The organism is Micromonospora parva, assembly GCF_040649675.1.
GTDB classification, from domain to species: Bacteria; Actinomycetota; Actinomycetes; order Mycobacteriales; family Micromonosporaceae; genus Micromonospora; species Micromonospora parva.
This window is the reverse complement of sequence record NZ_JBEZFX010000007.1, coordinates 280,263-296,239: the sequence shown is the minus strand read 5'-3', so window position 1 is coordinate 296,239 and position 15,977 is coordinate 280,263. Positions and strand designations below refer to the sequence as shown.

The window sequence follows — 15,977 nt, the reverse complement described above, 5'->3', positions numbered from 1 at the left end:
TGAAACGGAAACACGATGGGTTACGACTGGTGTCTTTTCTCGGTCGCCGCGAGCACGGCGGCGACTGTTGGCGCCCATCCCGTCGCGCTCAGCACTCCGCTCGCGGCGGCGAGGGTCACCCCGGTGGTGACGATGTCGTCGAGCAGCACCACGACCGGCGCCGGGCCCGCGGCACCACCCCGCAACGGTCCGGCCGAGCGAGGCTGGAAGGCCGCCTCGGCCGCCGCCGCCCGCCCGGCGCTGTCCAGGGTGACCGAGTCGGGCCGGGGCAGCGCCCGCAGCGGACGGTGCACCCGCGCCGCCCAACCGCCCCGGTTGAGCCGGACCGCGCAGTGCCGGGCCAACCGGTCGAGGTGGTCTCCGTAACGGGACCGGGCCGCCGCCGCGGTGTCCGGGACCGGAACCAACGCCAACGGACGAGGCTCGCCGACGGCCGCCGCGACGACCTCGGCGAGCAGCGCGCCGAGTGGGCGGGCCAGGCCGTGTCGGCCGTGTTCCTTGTACGCCAGCAGAGCCTCGCGCAGCGGACCCGCGTACGAGCCGAGTGCGACGCAGGACGGCAGACCCGGCGGGGCGGGGGTGGGGCGCACCGCCCGTGGCCGCAACTGGCTCAGCGCGGTGACGCAGGCGGGGCAGACCCCGTGCCGCAGGCCGGGGCGGCGCTCGCGACAACCGGCGCAGTCGGCGGGTAGCACCAGGTCGGCGAGGTCCGCCCAGAGCCCGCCCACCGGGTCAGTAGAGGAAGAACGGGGCCGACGGGTTGCTCTGCCGCACGCCGGCCGGCACCTGGGCGATGCCGCGTACCCGGCTGGGCTCGATGCGTTCGAACGGGCTACTGCGGTAGGCCACCCCGTTCACCTCGTACATGTAGGCACCGCTGGGCGCCCGCACGCCGCGGTTGCTCGGGTACGCGGTCAGGTGGTTGACCTTGGCACCGAGGTCGGTCCGCAACGGCGTCTCCAGGGCGCCGTCGACGCTGATCTCGTAGAGCGCCGGCTGGCCGACGGACCCGGCCACCACCAGTTGGTCCTCCCTGCCCCAGTCGACCGCCGTCGGGTTGGTCAGCGAGGTGACCAGCTCTCGGGGCGGGCCGATGGAGACCCCGCCGCCGTCGAGGTTGACAGCGGCGACGTAGAGGCGGCCGCCGGCGATCAGCGCCACCCGCTGGCCGTCCAACGCGGCGGCCACCGCAGTGACCTCGCCGGAGGGCAGGTTGAGCGGCATCTGATACATCCGCGCCGTCTCGTCGAACCGGTAGAGCTGCCCGTCGGCCACGACCAGGCCGCGGCCGGGTCGGGAGTCGACCATCCGCAGCCAGACCGGCCGGCTGATCGAGGAGTACTCGGTGCTGCTGCGGCTGAGCACGGAGACCGGCTCGACGCCCGTGCCCACGGCGAGCCGGTAGCGGTTCTTGCTGCCGGTGACCACCATCGCGGCGAGGATCCGCCGGTCCTTGGCGAACCCGAGGCTGGCCGAGACGACGTTGCGGTTGACCTCGGGCGCCAGCGGCACGGTGCCGCTGGGCTCGCCTTCGAAGTCGAGCGGGTGGATCGCACCGTCGTACACCCCGAAGCGCAGCGGGCTGGCGGCGTGCGGGTAGAGCGCATGGGAGTTTCGGCGCTCGCCCAGGATCACCACCGGTTGCGCGTTGTTGCGGATCTTCAGCTCCAGTTGGCCCGGCAGGTCACCCAACGACCAGGCGATCTGGGTGATCAACTGGTCGATGCCGTTCTGGTCGTCGCTGGGCATGTCCAGGTTGACCTCCCACCGACCGTTCCCACCGGTGGCGTTGTTGATCAGCTCGGTGCGGTCCGGCAGCCCGACGACTCCCGGGCGCAGCCAGTCGGAGGGACCGCCGACCAGCCACTTCACCACCTCGTTGACCCGCCGCTCGACCGGCACCGCCTGCGGTCGGTAGCGCTGGTCAGGCACCAGACGGGTGCGGTCGGAGCTCCAGAAGTAGATCGTCTCGTCCTGGTAATACTGTCGGAGCGCGGTGTCGCTGAGCAGCAGCACGTTGGGCGGGTTGATGATGTACAGGCCGGCGCGGTCATCGTCGACGCCGCCGTCGAACGACGCGCTGCGCAGGCCGAACTCGTACTCCGTCTCGGTCGCCACCGGCGGAGCCAGGGTGCCGTTGGCCCGCAGCACACCGATCTGCTGCACCGTGATCTTCACGGTCGTGGTCAAGTCCCTGTTGGGGGTGTAGACCGCCTCGCGCAGCCGCACCACGTTCAGCGCGACCTCGCTGCCCTTCTTGTCCTGTAGGCGGATCTTGTCCTCCGGGGCGACGAACGCCTTGACCCGCTCGTACGCCCGATCCGGCTCGCCTGCGGCGGCGGACAGGAAGTTGCGGACGAACACCTCTTGGAGGGTGCCGCTGGCGGTCCGCGTCGGTGGCTCACTGCCCCGGCTGATCACACCGGCCTCGGTCGCGGCACCGCCCTTGCCGTCCACCCGCACGTCGGACGCCGCCGGGATGCCGCAGCCGGCGCCCAGCAGCACCATCACGCCGAAGGCCCCGAGCAGGGTCGGCCGTCTCACGAGTGCACCTCCGTCCGCTGGCCGTCGCCGGCCGGAGCCGGACCGATCGCCAGTGCCCCGCCGGTGCCGGGACCGATGGCAAGTTGGCCGCCGTCACGGGAGCCACCATCGCGAGGGTTGCCGTCGCGGGGGCCGCCGAACGGCAGCGTCGCGTCGGCCGGCACCAGCCGCAGCGGCGAGGTGGTCAGCCGGTCGCCGGCACGGGCCGGCAGGGTGAGCCGGAACTGCGCGCCCTGCCCGGGAGCGCCCCACGCCTCCAGCCAGCCGCCGTGCAGCCGGGCGTCCTCCAGGCTGATCGACAGGCCGAGGCCGGTGCCCCCGGTCTGCCGGGCCCGGGACGGGTCCGCCCGCCAGAACCGGTTGAACACCAACTTCTCCTCGCCCACCTTCAGCCCCACACCGTGGTCCCGGACGGTGATCGCCACGGCGGTCTCGTCGATGCCGAGGGTGATCAGCACCGGCCGGGCCTCACCGTGCTCGACAGCGTTACCGACCAGGTTGCGCAGCACCCGCTCGACCCGGCGCGGGTCAACCTCGGCGATCACCGGCGTGCCCGGCAGGTCGAGTTCGATCGGTACGCCCACCCGCTCGGCCAGCCCGGCCAGCCGGTCGACCACCCGGTGCACCACCGGCACCAGGTCGGTCGGCTCGGAATCCAGCATGGCGAAGCCCGCGTCGAACCGACTGATCTCCAAGAGGTCGGTGAGCAGTTCCTCGAATCGGTCCAGCTCGGCCTGGAGCAGTTCGGCGCTGCGGGCGACCGCCGGGTCGAACTCGTCGCGCTCGGCGAAGATCAGGTCAGCGGCCATCCGGACCGTGGTCAGCGGGGTCCGCAGCTCGTGGGAGACGTCGGAGGTGAAGCGGCGCTGCAACCGGGACATCTCTTCCAGGCGCAGGATCTGCCGTTGCAGGTTGGTGGCCATCTGGTTGAACGACGCGGCGAGCAGGGCGAGGTCGTCCTCGCCGTTGACCACCATCCGCTGGTCGAGCAGGCCCGCGGAGAGTCGCTGGGCGGTGCGGGCGGCGACCCGGACCGGGTTGACCACCAGCCGGGTGACCAGCGCCGCGAGCAGGCCGAGCAGGATCACCAGGGCGACGCCGGTGGCCACCACTGTGGCTCGGGCGTCGGCGGCGGTGACGTCCTGCCGGCCCAGCGGGACCAGATAGTAGAGCTCGATCTGGCCGAAGCGGGTCGGCACGGGTGAGCCGTAGACCAGGTATTTGGTGGTCTCGTCGGTGAGTCGCCCGGTGCGGATCTGGCTGGCCACCTTGCCGTCGGCGATCGCGGCGCGCAGCTCGGGGCTGATCAGCGGCTGGACGTTCGCCGACGGGGAGGTGCGGGTCTGGATGTCGTTGGGGTAGTCGTCGGCGGTGATCGCCACCACCACCCCGCTGGTCTGCTGGGGGTCGCCGCCGGCCAGGTAGTTGACGGTGCCGTCGATGGTCTCCTGAAGCTGCGCCTCCTGCGGCTGCCCGTAGAAGGAGACCTGCTTGGCCGCGTAGCTGGCACCACTGGTCACCCGCTGCCGCACGTCGCTGCGCGCGCTGTCGAGCAGGATGGTGGTGATCTTGTCAGCGATGAGGAACGCGAAGCCGCCGACCAGCAGGCTGGACGCGACGAGCGTGATGGTCACCACCCGGACCTGGAGCGAGCGGCGCCAGGTCTGGTGCGCCCGACCCAGCACGCCCGCGACCCGGACACTCACCGCACGCCAGAGCTCCCCGGCGGCGCTGGGCCGGCGGGGCGCCGTACTCGGGGAGGGTGGCGGCGGCGAGGTTGACACAGTGCGACCAGGCTATCCGGTCCCCGCCTTGTAGCCCACGCCCCGCACGGTGAGGATGATTTCCGGCCGCTCCGGGTCCGGCTCGATCTTGGCCCGCAGCCGCTGGACGTGCACGTTGACCAGACGGGTGTCGGCCGCGTGCCGGTAGCCCCAGACCTGCTCGAGCAGCACCTCACGGGTGAAGACCTGACGAGGCTTGCGGGCGAGTGCGACAAGCAGGTCGAACTCCAGCGGAGTCAGCTTCACCTCCTCGTCGTTGCGGCTCACGGTGTGCGCCGGCACGTCGATGGTGATCTGGTTGTCGGGCGGCCCGATGGTGAGCATCTCGGGGGCCACGTCCTCGCCTCGGCGCAGACGGGCCCGCATCCGGGCCACCAACTCCTTGGGCTTGAACGGCTTGACCACGTAGTCGTCGGCACCGGACTCCAGGCCGAGCACGACGTCCACGGTGTCGCTCTTGGCGGTCAGCATGACGATGGGCACGCCGGACTCCGCGCGGATCGACCGGGCGACGTCTATACCGCTCATGCCGGGAAGCATCAGGTCAAGCAGCACGATATCGGGACGACTGTCGCGAAAAGCGGCCAACGCCCGCTCGCCGTCGGCCACGAACGAGGGTAGGAAACCCTCACTACGCAGCACAATTCCGAGCATCTCGGCGAGCGCGGGGTCATCGTCGACCACCAGTACGCGGGCTCTCATGGGATTAATATTGCATCCTCATTCAGTTCGGTGGGACCGGCGTCTGCCGGTACGCGCTTCGCGCCGCCGGCAAACGGGTGACCGCGGTCCGCGGCGGCGGCGCCACGTGCTGCGGTGCCCAGCGCACGGATGGCCGTGGTCAGGCTGCCACCATGATCCCCCGTCGGCGCCGCCCGGCGCCACCGCAGGCTCGGTCGACCCGACTGTCGCCATCCGGACGACGGTCAGCCGAACAGCCCACGCCCCCAGTAATCCCCGCCGTCGCGCACCCCGGGCGGACAGGCGAACACACCGCTGGAGACGTGTCGCAGGTATTCGTTCATCACGTCGTGCCGCGCCAACTGAGTCTGGATCGGCACGAACTGGCGGCGTGGATCGCGCTGGTAGGCGATGAAGAAGAGGCCCGCGTCGAGCCGGCCGAGGCCGTCCGAGCCGTCGACGAAGTTGTAACCCCGGCGGAGCAGCTGGGCACCGCTGTTCCGGCTCGGGTGGGCCAACGCGACATGGGCGTGCTCGGCGATGACCGTCTTCCCGTCCGCGCCGCGCGCGGCGAAGTCGGGCTCATCGAACTCGTCGCTCCGACCGAGTGGCGCGCCGCTGCCCTTGGCCCGGCCGACGATCTCCTCCTGCTCAGCGAGGGAGGTCCGGTCCCAGGTCTCCACCAGCATCCGAATCTTGCGGGTGACCAGGTACGAGCCGCCGGCCATCCAGTCCGGCCCGTCGCCCGGCTGCACCCACAACTGATCACGCAGCAGGTCGGTGTCCTCGGCCTTGAGGTTGGCCGTGCCGTCCTTGAACCCGAAGAGGTTGCGCGCGGTGGCCTGGCCCCGGGAGGTCGACGAGGTACGGCCGAAGCCGAGCTGCGACCAGCGGACGCTCACCACGCCCATGCCGAGCCGGGCCAGGTTGCGGATCGCGTGCACCGCCACCTGCGGGTCGTTGGCACAGGCCTGGACGCACAGGTCGCCGCCGGAGAGCTGCGGCTGCAACGCGTCGCCGGGGAACTTCGGCAGCTCGGCAAGGGCGGCGGGCCGACGGTCGGCGAGGCCGAAGCGGTCCCGCCCGTCAGCGTCGCGGAACAACGTCGGCCCGAAGCCGATGGTGAGGGTGAGCTGCGAGGGAGGCAGGCCAAGCGCTTCACCGGTGTCGTCCGGTGGGGCCTGCGGCATTCCGCCGACAGCACCCAGCACTCCGGCGTCGCGCCCCGCAGTCATCCGCGCGGCGGCGGCCGACCACTCCTCAAGCAGTTCGACCAGCCGGGCCCGATCCTTGGTGATCACGTCGAAGGCCACGAAGTGCAGTCGGTCCTGCGCCGGGGTGACGATGCCGGCCTGGTGCTCACCGTGGAACGGCACCGCCCCGGCCGGGTGGTCGGTCGCCGAGGCCGGGCCACCGGAGCCGTTCAGCAGTGCCCCCGCGCCGGCCGCCACCCCGGCGACCCCGGCCACCCCGGCGCCGGCCAGGGTGATCGCCCGGCGCCGGGTCAACCCGCTTCCGCTCATCGACTCGACTCTTTCTGCGTTGTGGTCACTTCGCGACGGCCGCGGCGACCTTGCTGATCGGCTCGGCGAGCGCGTTGATCCCGTCGGAGAGCTCCTTGAGCTCGGCCTTGCTCAACGCGGTGTGCAGCTTCCACCCGTCGCCGTCGCGGTGCTTGCCGAGCAGCGCTTCGACATTGGCGAACTCGGTGTCCAGCTGCGTGACCAGCTCGGGCGAGCGCTGCTGCAGCGCGGGGCGCAGGGCGGACACGGCCGCCTTGGAACCTTCGAGGTTGGCGGCGAAGTCCCAGAGGTCGGTGTGCGAGTAGCGGTCCTCCTCGCCAGTGATCTTGCCACTGGCGACCTCGTCGAGCAGTTCCTTGGCACCGTTGGCGAGCTGGAGCGGGGAGAGCTTCTCGGCGTTCGCCTTGGCCACGATCTCCTTGACGTCGACCAGCAGGCGGTCGGCGATCGGGCCGTCCTTGCTGATGTCACCGGACTGCCAGAGGTCCTTCTCGATCCGGTGGAAGCCGGTGAACTCCATTCCCTCCTCGATGACTTCCTCGCGGCCGTCGATCTTGGGGTCGAGGTCACCGAAGATCTCGGCAACCGGCTCGATCCGCTCCCAGTAGGTGCGGGCGACCGGGTAGAGCGCCTTGGACTTCGCGACGTCGCCGGCCTTGACCGCGCCAACGAACTCCTCGGTCTTGGCCAACAGCGCAGTGGTCTGGCTCTTGACGTAGCGCTGGTAGTTGGCGGTGGCATCACCCAGCGCGGCGTCGGCGGTGAGCGGCTGCGCCGACCCGCTGACCTTGAGCGCGCCCCGGATGCCCTTGCCGCTCATCCCCGGCTTGCAGGCGGTCTGGTACGTGCCGGCCGGCAACTCCACGTGCAGCTCGCGGCTCAGCCCGGGGGCGATGTTCTCCACCTCGCCCATCACGCGGTCGCCGTCGGCGTACACGTAGAACTCGGTCACCTTCGCGCCCGAGTTGGTGATCTTGAAGGTGGCCGTGCCGGCACCCAGGTCGGTGGTGCCGACCTCACAGGCGGTGTCGCTGGCCTTGACCACGATCGGGCCGGCGGCCCCGGCCTGGTCACCCTTGCCCGAGTCGGAGCAGGCGGTCAGACCGGCCGTTGCCAGCACACCGGCGGCGGCCAGCGCGAAGAACTGGGTGGTACGCATCTGGGCTGTCTCTCCTCGTGGGTCAGGCGCGCTGCGGCGTGGACGCCGCCTCGGCCTCGGCGCCGGTGTCCGCCCCGCGCTCGGTGACGGTGGTGGTGGTCACGGTGGGTGCCGGCTTACGCCGGGCCGGTCGCAGGAAGAGCAGGAGCACCGGTACGGCGTACCCGACCCAGGCGATCATCTCCAGCACGGTGGGCGCGGGAGTCACGTTGAACATGCCGGCGAGCAGTGCCGCGTACCAGGTGCTCGGGTCGAGCACGCCGGTGATGTCGAAGGCCAGGTTGCTCAGGCCGGGAAGGACGCCGGCCTCCTGGAAGTCGTGCACGCCGTACTTGAGGATGCCGGCGGCGACCAGGATCAGCAGCGCGCCGGTCCAGGTGAAGAACTTGCTGAGGTTGATTCGCAGGGCGCTGGCGTAGAGCAGCACGCCGATGACCACGGCGGTGACGATGCCGCCGATCAACGCGAGCAGCGGCCCGCTGTCGCCGGCCGCACCCTGGGCCGCCGAGTAGAAGATCAGCGCGGTCTCCAGGCCTTCGCGGATCACGGCAAGGAAAGCCATTCCGGCGACGGCGAGGGACCCGACGGCCAACGCCTCGGTGAGTTTGCCCCGCAGCTCGCCGGCGATGGTCCGGGCGGCCCGGCGCATCCAGAAGATCATCCAGGTCACGAAGACCACGGCGGCGACGGAGGTGACCGCTTCGAACAACTCACGATCGTCGGAGCGGGACAACAGCGAGGTCGACGTGTATTCGATCAACCAGCCGAAGAGCACCGAGAGCGCCACGGCCAGGCCGACACCCGCCCAGACCTGCGGCAGTCGGTCCCGGCGCTGCGACTTCACCAGGAAGGCGACCAGGATGCTGACCACCAGGGTGGCTTCCAGCCCTTCCCGCAGGCCGATCAGATAGGTGGCGAACATCCAGGCTCCGAGTAGTTAGGCACGCCTTTGCTTACTTAGGGCAGGCATACCTTCCTCCTGCTCAGGGCCCCCGTCAAGTCGTTCATGACAAGCTCACTGAGCCGCGCCGAGGACGACGCGCCCGGCAGCCTGCCGGTGGCCGGTCGGCTGTGGAAGGATCCCCGCCGTGAGGGGATTCCTGCCGTGGTTGGCGGTGCTGGCCGTGGTGCTGGTGCTCAGCGCGCTACGCCTGCGCGCGCTCGCCACCATCGTGTCGGTCGGCTGGCTGGTCTGGTGCGTCTGGACGTGGTTCCGGCCCACCCGGCGCGGCCCCCGTTCAGGCTGACCGCCGAAGCCGGCGGCGGAAAGGCCGACCCGCCGAGAGCCGACGGCAGAGACGCTGACCCGCCGAGACCGGCGGCGGAGACGCCGAACCGGGCCGGCTGCGAACAGCCGACCCGGTCCGAACGTGTCGATCAGTAGCGGTAGTGGTCCGGCTTGAACGGACCCTCCTGGGAGACGCCGAGGTAGTCGGCCTGCTCCTTGGTCAGCGTGCTCAGCTTGGCGCCGAGCGCGCCGAGGTGCAGCCGGGCCACCTTCTCGTCCAGGTGCTTGGGCAGCACGTAGACGCCGATCGGGTACTCCTCGGTCTTGGTGAAGAGCTCGATCTGGGCGATCGTCTGGTTGGCGAACGAGTTCGACATGACGAAGCTCGGGTGCCCGGTCGCGTTGCCCAGGTTCAGCAGGCGACCCTCGGAGAGCACGATGATGGCGTGCCCGTCGGCGAAGCGCCACAGGTCGACCTGCGGCTTGATGTTGATCCGCTCGACGTCGGAACGCTTGGCCAGCCCGGCCATGTCGATCTCGTTGTCGAAGTGGCCGATGTTGCCGACGATGGCCTGGTGCTTCATACGGGCCATGTGCTCGTTGGTGATGACGTCGAAGCAGCCGGTGGCGGTGATGAAGATGTCGGCCTGCTCGACCACGTCGTCCAGCGTGGCGACCTGGTAGCCGTCCATCGCCGCCTGCAACGCGCAGATCGGGTCCACCTCGGTCACCACGACCCGGGCGCCCTGGCCGCGCAGTGACTCGGCGCAGCCCTTGCCCACGTCGCCGTAGCCCATGACGACCGCCATCTTGCCGCCGATCAGCACGTCGGTGGCCCGGTTGATGCCGTCGATGAGCGAGTGCCGGCAGCCGTACTTGTTGTCGAACTTGCTCTTGGTCACCGAGTCGTTGACGTTGATGGCCGGGAAGAGCAGGGTGCCCGCCCGGTGCATCTCGTAGAGCCGGTGCACGCCGGTGGTGGTCTCCTCGGTCACGCCCTTGATGCCGGTGGAGATCCGGGTCCAGCGCTGGTTGTCCTCGCCGAGCGAGCGGTGCAGCAGCTCGAGGATGACCGCGTACTCCTCGGAGTCGGCGGACTCGACCGGCGGGACCGCCCCGGCCCGCTCGAACTCGGCGCCCTTGTGCACCAGCAGGGTGGCGTCGCCGCCGTCGTCGAGGATCATGTTGGGGCCCTGCCCGTCCGGCCAGTCGAGCACCTGCTCGGTGCACCACCAGTATTCCGGCAGGGTCTCGCCCTTCCAGGCGTACACCGGGACCCCGGCGGGCGCCTCGGGGGTGCCGTTCGGGCCGACGACGATCGCCGCGGCGGCGTGGTCCTGGGTGGAGAAGATGTTGCAGGACGCCCAGCGCACCTGCGCGCCGAGCGCGACCAGCGTCTCGATCAGCACGGCGGTCTGGATGGTCATGTGCAGCGAGCCGGTGATCCGCGCGCCGGCGAGCGGCTGCGCGTCGGCGAATTCCCGACGGATCGCCATCAGGCCGGGCATCTCGTGCTCGGCGAGTTGGATCTCTTTACGCCCGAACTCGGCGAGCGACAGATCCGCCACCTTGAAGTCGCCGTCCGCGAGCGTGCTCGGCCGGGCCTCGGACGGCGTGCCGCTGGCGGACGCCGGGAGGGTGCTGGTCATGAAAGCTCCTGTCGAACGATGTCTGCGCCGACCCTCCACCTTACGCGCGTTGGCGACGGGCCTCAGGCACGGTCCGCGGACAGCGCACGGGGCGGTCGGTGATGGACGGACCTTCCCGCCATCTCCCGCCCGCCCCGTGCATCCCCCCGGTTTGGTTTCCCCCGCACGTTCTCGGACCGTCGTCGCGATAACGCTGCGTACTCATAGAGTCACACTCGGCCAGGATGACGTCAAGCTATTCCGGGAAAGTCGGACTTGTGTCGTCGCCGGCGAGCACGTCAGCGCAGCCCGGACGTCGCCACGTACGCCATACCGGCACCGTCGATCCGCAACGGCGCACCGGACGCCGTACCGATCGCGGCCTCACCGGAGACCAGCGTCAACGCGCCGGCCCCGTCGTCCACGGTGATCGAGCCGCCAGCACAGAGCACCACCCGGGGGCCGGGCAGCGGCAGCGACACCGAGGGCACCGCCGCGTCGACCCGCACCCGGTGCAGCGCGAAATCGTCCACCGGGACCGGCCACCAGTCCACGCCCGGACCGACCGTCTCCGGGGCCCGCACCGGATCGTCGAGCACCTCGAAACGCAACACCCGCAACAGCTCGTCGACGTCCACCCGCTTCGGCGTCAGGCCGCCGCGCAACACGTTGTCGCTGGCCGCCATGATCTCCACTCCGCAGCCGCTCAGGTAGGCGTGCAGGTTGCCGGCGGGCATCCAGATCCCCTCCCCCGCCACCAGCCGCACGTGGTGCAGCAGCAACGCGACCAGCGCGCCCGGATCCCCCGGGTACGCCGTGGCCAGCCGGCGGACCAACTCCGCGTCCGGGCCGTCGGCCGGAGCCGCCACCACGGCGGCCAGCAGCTCGTGACGCTGGGCGACCGGCCAGCCGAGCAGCGTCCGCACCGCCGTCCGCAGCCCCGCCGGCCCGGCCCGCAACGCGGCGACCACCGGCGCCAACGCCGGTACGCCGAACGCGGCGAGCGCCTCGGCCGACTCCGCCGGATCCCGGAACCCGCACAGCGCCTCGAACGGGGTGAGCGCGACCAGCAACTCCGGCTTGTGGTGCGGGTCGACGTAGTTGCGCTGCCCCTCGGGACGCCCCGCCTCCGCCGCGAAGCCGGCCCGCGCCTGCTCGGCGTCCGGGTGGGCCTGCAGGCTCAGCGGGGCGTCGGCCGCGAGCACCTTGAGCAGAAACGGCAGCCGACTGCCGAACCGCTCGGACACCCGCTGACCGAGCCACTGACCTGGCTCGTCCCGCACCAGATCACAGAGGCTCACCCGCAGACCGGCGCGATCCACGCGGGCCGGGGCGCCCGGGTGCGCCCCCAACCACAGCTCCGCCTCCGGGCCCGCACTCGGCACCGAGCGCCCCTGGAGGAGAGCGATGGCCGAGCGCGAACCCCAGGCGTAGTCCCGGATCGGCCCGTACAGTGGCTCCACCCGTCAGCCCCCGGGCCGCCCGGCCGCCTCGCCCGACGCGTCCTGTGGCTGCGGCACGGCGGTGTCGGCGGCGGCACCGGTCCCGGCCTTGGCGGCAGCGACGCTGTAGACGTCCGGCTCCAGATAGATCACCCGGGCGATCGGCACCGCGGCCCGGATCCGCGCCTCGACGGCGTTGATGCCGCGTGCCAGGTCGTGGGCGCTCTCCCACTCCGGCACGGCGATCTTCGCGGCCACCATCAGCTCTTCCGGGCCCAGGTAGAGCGTCTTCATGTGGATGATCCGCTCCACCTCGGGGCCGTCGGTGACGGCCCGCTCGATGGCGGCCACGTCGGACGCCTCGGCGCCCTCACCGAGCAGCAGGCTCTTCGTCTCGATGGCGAGCACGACCGCGATCACGACCAGCAGGATGCCGATCATCGCGGTGCCGGCGGCATCCCACTCGCCGTTACCGGTGATCAGTGTCATGGTGACGCCGAACAGGGCGAACACCAGGCCGATCAGCGCGCCGAAGTCCTCCAGCAGCACCACCGGAAGCTCCGGCGCCTTGGCGCGACGGATGAAACGCACCCAGGACTGGTTGCCCCGGATCTGGTTGGACTCCTTGATGGCGGTCCGGAACGAGAACGACTCCATGATGATCGCGGCCACCAGCACGGCCACCGGCAACCACTGCCAGGACTCGATGCCGCCCTTGTGATGCCACTTGTGGTACGCCTCGTAGAGCGCGAACAGGCCACCGATGCTGAACAGCACGATGGACACGATGAACGCGTAGATGTAGCGCTCCCGGCCGTACCCGAACGGGTGTTCCGGGGTGGCCGCCCGCTTCGCCCGCTTGCCGCCGAGCAGCAGGAGGCCCTGGTTGCCAGAGTCGGCGACCGAGTGGACCGCCTCGGCCAGCATCGACGACGAGCCGGAGAGCAGGAACGCAATGAACTTGGTGACGGCGATGCCGACGTTGGCCAGCAGGGCGGCGACGATCGCCTTCGTCCCACCGTTGGCGCTCATGCCACCGCTCCGCTTCGCGACACGAAGCCGACCGGTCCGCGCATGGCGTGCCGCCCCCTACGTTCGTTCACTGGTTCGACAGCTCCTTCATCTCGGTGATGGCCGGAACGGCCATCGGGTCCAGCCCGTGGGCCAGCGCAAGGTAGATCGAGGCGAAATCCGGGACGGCGATCAGTGACGCCAGCCGCTCCAGGGCGGAACCGCCCTCGGCGGTCACCACGTCGCAGCGCACGCCACGACGCTCCGCGAGGGTCTGCACCGCGTCCGCGCGGCGCTCCTCCACGGCGAGCGGCTCGTCGGTGTCGTCCTCGGCGTTGAGCCCGCCGTCACGCAGCAGCACCAGCCGCAGCCGGGTGCCCTCTCCGTCGTCCTCGGCCGGGTCGGCGAAGATGTCCCGCTCCCCCTCGGCCAGGCCGCCGAAGACGCCGTCGAGGAGCCCGACGCGACCCCGCCCGGCCTCACCCAGCGCCCCGGTGACCACCGGGTAGCGGGCGTTGGCCGACAGGGTGTCGCCGAACCGGCGGGCCGCCACCGTGGCCAGCGGGGACGAACCCCACACGATCGGGATCGAGCCGGCCAGACCCAGCGCCAGTGACTTCGCCGGGTTGACGAAGGACTCGGCGGCGGACCGGCAGCGGTCCGCGTCCGCGTCGAGCCGGGCCGCGGTCTCCGCCAGGTCCGCCTCGTTGACCTTCACGAGCCCGAGGGAACGGGCGGCGAGCAGGACCGGCACGGTGAGCGCCCAGAGGCTGGCCCGGGCCGGGGCACGCCGGGGCACCGGGATGAACGGCGCCCGGGCCTGCTCGGCGATCGACTGCAACCGCGAGTCCGGGGCACCCACGGCGACGAGTCGGGCGCCACGGCGGTGGGCCGCCTCGGCGGCGCCGAGCGCCTCCGGGCTCCGTCCGGATGCGCTCACCGCGATCACCACGTCGGCAGCGCCCACCCAGCCGGGTACGCCAGCGGAGCGGTGCCCGATGATCGGGACCGGGCAGCGGGGCCCGGCGACAGTGGCCAGCACGTCCCCGGTCCGCCCCGCCGTGCCGATGCCGGCGATCACGACGGCTCGGGGCCGCCCGTCGTCGGCGAGCACGGCAAGGTTCGCCTCGGCCGCCAGCGCGGCGCTCTCCCGAACCTGCGCGCCGGCCGACGCCGTGTGCCGGAGCATGCCGCCCGGGTCGGCCTCGGCCAACGCCTGCGCGTTGTCGAGCAGGGCCTCGTCGGCGTCGCGGCGTCCGCTGACCCCGGCCGTACCGTCGATCATGAGGGCTGCCCGGGGCCGCCGCGCGCCTCGTCGAGCAGCAGCACCGGCACGTCGTCGCGGACCTCGAAGATCCGACCGCACTCCGTGCAGGTCAACGTCTGCGCCTCGGCGTCATAGCTGAGCGGGGCGTGGTGCGTGTCCGGACAGGCAAGGATCTCGAGCAACTGCGGATCCAGGGCCATGGCACGGCTCCTTCCACGTGTGCGGCTTCACCGACGGCGGTGCCGACCGGCGCAGGCGATCTTATCGGCGAACGCGGTCGAGCACGTCGTCCCGGAGCGAGACCATCCGATCCCGGGTCGGTGCCTCGACGTTGAGCCGCAGCAGCGGCTCCGTGTTGGAGGCGCGCAGGTTGAACCAGGCGCCGTCGGGGAAACGCAGGGTGAGCCCGTCCATCTCGTCGGCAACCGCGTCGGGGTACGCGGCGCGCACCTCGGCCACGGCGGCCGCCTGGTCGGACACCGTCGAGTTGATCTCACCGGAGGCGACGTAGCGCTCGTACTCACCGGCCAACACGGACAGCGGCAACGACTGCTCGCCCAGCGCCGCCAACGTGTGCATCGCCGCCAGCATCCCGGTGTCGGCGAACCAGAAGTCCCGGAAGTAGTAGTGCGCGGAGTGCTCGCCGCCGAACACGGCGTTGGTGCGGGCCATCTCCGCCTTGATGAAGGAGTGCCCGACCCGGGCGACGACCGGCTTCCCGCCGTGCTCGCGAATGATCTCCGCGACCGCGCTGGACGTGATCAGACCGTGGATCACCGTGGATCCGGGGTGCTTGGCCAGCTCCCGGGCGGCGACGAGTGCGGTGATCGCCGACGGTGAGACCGGCTCGCCGCGCTCGTCGATCACGAAACACCGGTCGGCGTCGCCGTCGAAGGCCAGGCCGATGTCGGCCCCGTGCTCGACCACCGCACGCTGCAGGTCGACCAGGTTCGCCGGGTCCAGTGGGTTGGCCTCGTGATTGGGGAAGGTGCCGTCCAGCTCGAAGTAGAGCGGCACGATCTCCAGCGGCAGCGGCGACAGGGCCGCGTCACCCAGCACTGTCGGAACGGTGAAGCCACCCATGCCGTTGCCGGCGTCGACGACCACCTTCAACGGGCGGATGCCCGAGAGGTCGACCAGCTTGCGCAGGTAACCGGCGTAGTCGGGAAGCAGGTCGCGCCGCTCGGCGGGCCGGGTGGGCGCACCGGCGGGACGGGCGTCACCCGAGTCCAGCATGGCCTGGGCCCGGTTCCGGATCTCGGCCAGACCGCTCTCCTGGCCGATCGGGCGGGCACCGGAGCGGCACATCTTGATGCCGTTGTACTGCGCGGGGTTGTGGCTGGCCGTGAACATCGCGCCGGGCAGGTCGAGCGAGCCGGACGCGTAGTAGAGCAGGTCGGTGGAGGCGAGACCGATCTCGATCACCGAACGCCCCTCGGCGCGTACGCCGGTGGCGAAGGCGGCTGCCAGGCCGGGTGAGGTGCCCCGCATGTCGTACCCGACGACTACTGCGTCGCCCGGCTCGTCGGTGGAGTTGAGTAGTTGGGTGAACGCGGCTCCCAGTGCCTCGGCGACCCGCTCGTCCCACTGGTCCGGCACCGTCCCGCGGACGTCGTACGCCTTCACGATCTGGGACAGATCAGACACGTGTTCCACTCCTTGGCCGCAGGTTAGACACCGATCCTGAGCCTAACGGAGGGGGCGGGTCGT

14 protein-coding genes are annotated in these 15,977 nt (G+C 71.1%); 1 reads left to right on the top strand and 13 read right to left on the bottom strand.

What is annotated here, in order from left to right; all coding sequences use genetic code 11:
• Positions 1 to 20: 20 nt before the first annotated feature.
• The 7 genes from AB0C03_RS19650 to efeU all read right to left on the bottom strand — a co-directional run bounded on the left by AB0C03_RS19650 (position 21) and on the right by efeU (position 8,613).
• Positions 21 to 728 (bottom strand): ComF family protein, encoded by a 708-nt coding sequence (locus tag AB0C03_RS19650; RefSeq protein WP_357638222.1) that lies wholly within the window; start codon positions 726 to 728, stop codon positions 21 to 23.
• A 4-nt stretch (positions 729 to 732) separates the two neighbouring features.
• Positions 733 to 2,508, bottom strand: coding sequence for an LpqB family beta-propeller domain-containing protein (locus AB0C03_RS19645; protein WP_357638381.1), 1,776 nt, complete (start codon positions 2,506 to 2,508; stop codon positions 733 to 735).
• Positions 2,509 to 2,540: 32 nt separating this feature from the next.
• Positions 2,541 to 4,328: an MtrAB system histidine kinase MtrB gene (mtrB, locus tag AB0C03_RS19640; RefSeq protein ID WP_051708407.1), complete on the bottom strand. Its 1,788-nt coding sequence runs from the start codon at positions 4,326 to 4,328 to the stop codon at positions 2,541 to 2,543.
• 12 nt (positions 4,329 to 4,340) lie between these two features.
• Entirely contained in the window at positions 4,341 to 5,030 is a 690-nt protein-coding gene (gene mtrA / locus AB0C03_RS19635; RefSeq protein ID WP_030331519.1) for an MtrAB system response regulator MtrA, read from the bottom strand.
• A 224-nt stretch (positions 5,031 to 5,254) separates the two neighbouring features.
• Positions 5,255 to 6,532, bottom strand: coding sequence for an iron uptake transporter deferrochelatase/peroxidase subunit (gene efeB / locus AB0C03_RS19630; protein ID WP_357638219.1), 1,278 nt, complete (start codon positions 6,530 to 6,532; stop codon positions 5,255 to 5,257).
• A 25-nt stretch (positions 6,533 to 6,557) separates the two neighbouring features.
• A complete protein-coding gene (gene efeO / locus AB0C03_RS19625; protein WP_030331523.1) occupies positions 6,558 to 7,691 on the bottom strand; it encodes an iron uptake system protein EfeO in 1,134 nt (377 codons plus the stop codon).
• A 22-nt stretch (positions 7,692 to 7,713) separates the two neighbouring features.
• Positions 7,714 to 8,613 (bottom strand): iron uptake transporter permease EfeU, encoded by a 900-nt coding sequence (efeU, locus tag AB0C03_RS19620; RefSeq protein ID WP_357638217.1) that lies wholly within the window; start codon positions 8,611 to 8,613, stop codon positions 7,714 to 7,716.
• Positions 8,614 to 8,779: 166 nt separating this feature from the next.
• Between efeU and AB0C03_RS19615 the strand changes: the two genes are divergently transcribed.
• A complete protein-coding gene (locus tag AB0C03_RS19615) occupies positions 8,780 to 8,938 on the top strand; it encodes a hypothetical protein (protein WP_167337298.1) in 159 nt (52 codons plus the stop codon).
• A 130-nt stretch (positions 8,939 to 9,068) separates the two neighbouring features.
• Here AB0C03_RS19615 and ahcY read toward each other — a convergent pair whose 3' ends face one another.
• The 6 genes from ahcY to AB0C03_RS19585 form a co-directional block, all read right to left on the bottom strand.
• Complete coding sequence (gene ahcY, locus AB0C03_RS19610; protein WP_210860776.1) at positions 9,069 to 10,568, bottom strand: adenosylhomocysteinase; 1,500 nt, start codon at positions 10,566 to 10,568, stop codon at positions 9,069 to 9,071.
• Between the two features lie 278 nt (positions 10,569 to 10,846).
• Complete coding sequence (gene manA, locus AB0C03_RS19605; protein WP_030331528.1) at positions 10,847 to 12,010, bottom strand: mannose-6-phosphate isomerase, class I; 1,164 nt, start codon at positions 12,008 to 12,010, stop codon at positions 10,847 to 10,849.
• A 3-nt stretch (positions 12,011 to 12,013) separates the two neighbouring features.
• Positions 12,014 to 13,021, bottom strand: coding sequence for a cation diffusion facilitator family transporter (locus AB0C03_RS19600; RefSeq protein ID WP_030331530.1), 1,008 nt, complete (start codon positions 13,019 to 13,021; stop codon positions 12,014 to 12,016).
• Positions 13,022 to 13,088: 67 nt separating this feature from the next.
• The gene (locus tag AB0C03_RS19595; protein WP_030331537.1) at positions 13,089 to 14,285 is read right to left on the bottom strand and encodes an SIS domain-containing protein; all 1,197 of its coding nucleotides are present in this window, start codon (positions 14,283 to 14,285) and stop codon (positions 13,089 to 13,091) included.
• A complete protein-coding gene (locus tag AB0C03_RS19590) occupies positions 14,282 to 14,467 on the bottom strand; it encodes a Trm112 family protein (protein ID WP_030331539.1) in 186 nt (61 codons plus the stop codon). The genes AB0C03_RS19595 and AB0C03_RS19590 overlap by 4 nt, the downstream gene beginning before the upstream one ends.
• A gap of 61 nt (positions 14,468 to 14,528) precedes the next feature.
• A complete protein-coding gene (locus AB0C03_RS19585) occupies positions 14,529 to 15,914 on the bottom strand; it encodes a phosphomannomutase/phosphoglucomutase (protein ID WP_357638213.1) in 1,386 nt (461 codons plus the stop codon).
• Positions 15,915 to 15,977 lie beyond the last annotated feature (63 nt).

Coding starts and splice junctions, on each gene's coding strand:
- AB0C03_RS19645 (WP_357638381.1), bottom strand. CDS start 2,508: ATGGTGCTGCTGGGCGCCGGCTGCGGCATCCCGGCGGCGTCCGACGTG.
- mtrA (WP_030331519.1), bottom strand. CDS start 5,030: ATGAGAGCCCGCGTACTGGTGGTCGACGATGACCCCGCGCTCGCCGAG.
- efeB (WP_357638219.1), bottom strand. CDS start 6,532: ATGAGCGGAAGCGGGTTGACCCGGCGCCGGGCGATCACCCTGGCCGGC.
- efeO (WP_030331523.1), bottom strand. CDS start 7,691: ATGCGTACCACCCAGTTCTTCGCGCTGGCCGCCGCCGGTGTGCTGGCA.
- efeU (WP_357638217.1), bottom strand. CDS start 8,613: ATGTTCGCCACCTATCTGATCGGCCTGCGGGAAGGGCTGGAAGCCACC.
- ahcY (WP_210860776.1), bottom strand. CDS start 10,568: ATGACCAGCACCCTCCCGGCGTCCGCCAGCGGCACGCCGTCCGAGGCC.
- AB0C03_RS19600 (WP_030331530.1), bottom strand. CDS start 13,021: ATGAGCGCCAACGGTGGGACGAAGGCGATCGTCGCCGCCCTGCTGGCC.
- AB0C03_RS19595 (WP_030331537.1), bottom strand. CDS start 14,285: ATGATCGACGGTACGGCCGGGGTCAGCGGACGCCGCGACGCCGACGAG.
- AB0C03_RS19590 (WP_030331539.1), bottom strand. CDS start 14,467: ATGGCCCTGGATCCGCAGTTGCTCGAGATCCTTGCCTGTCCGGACACG.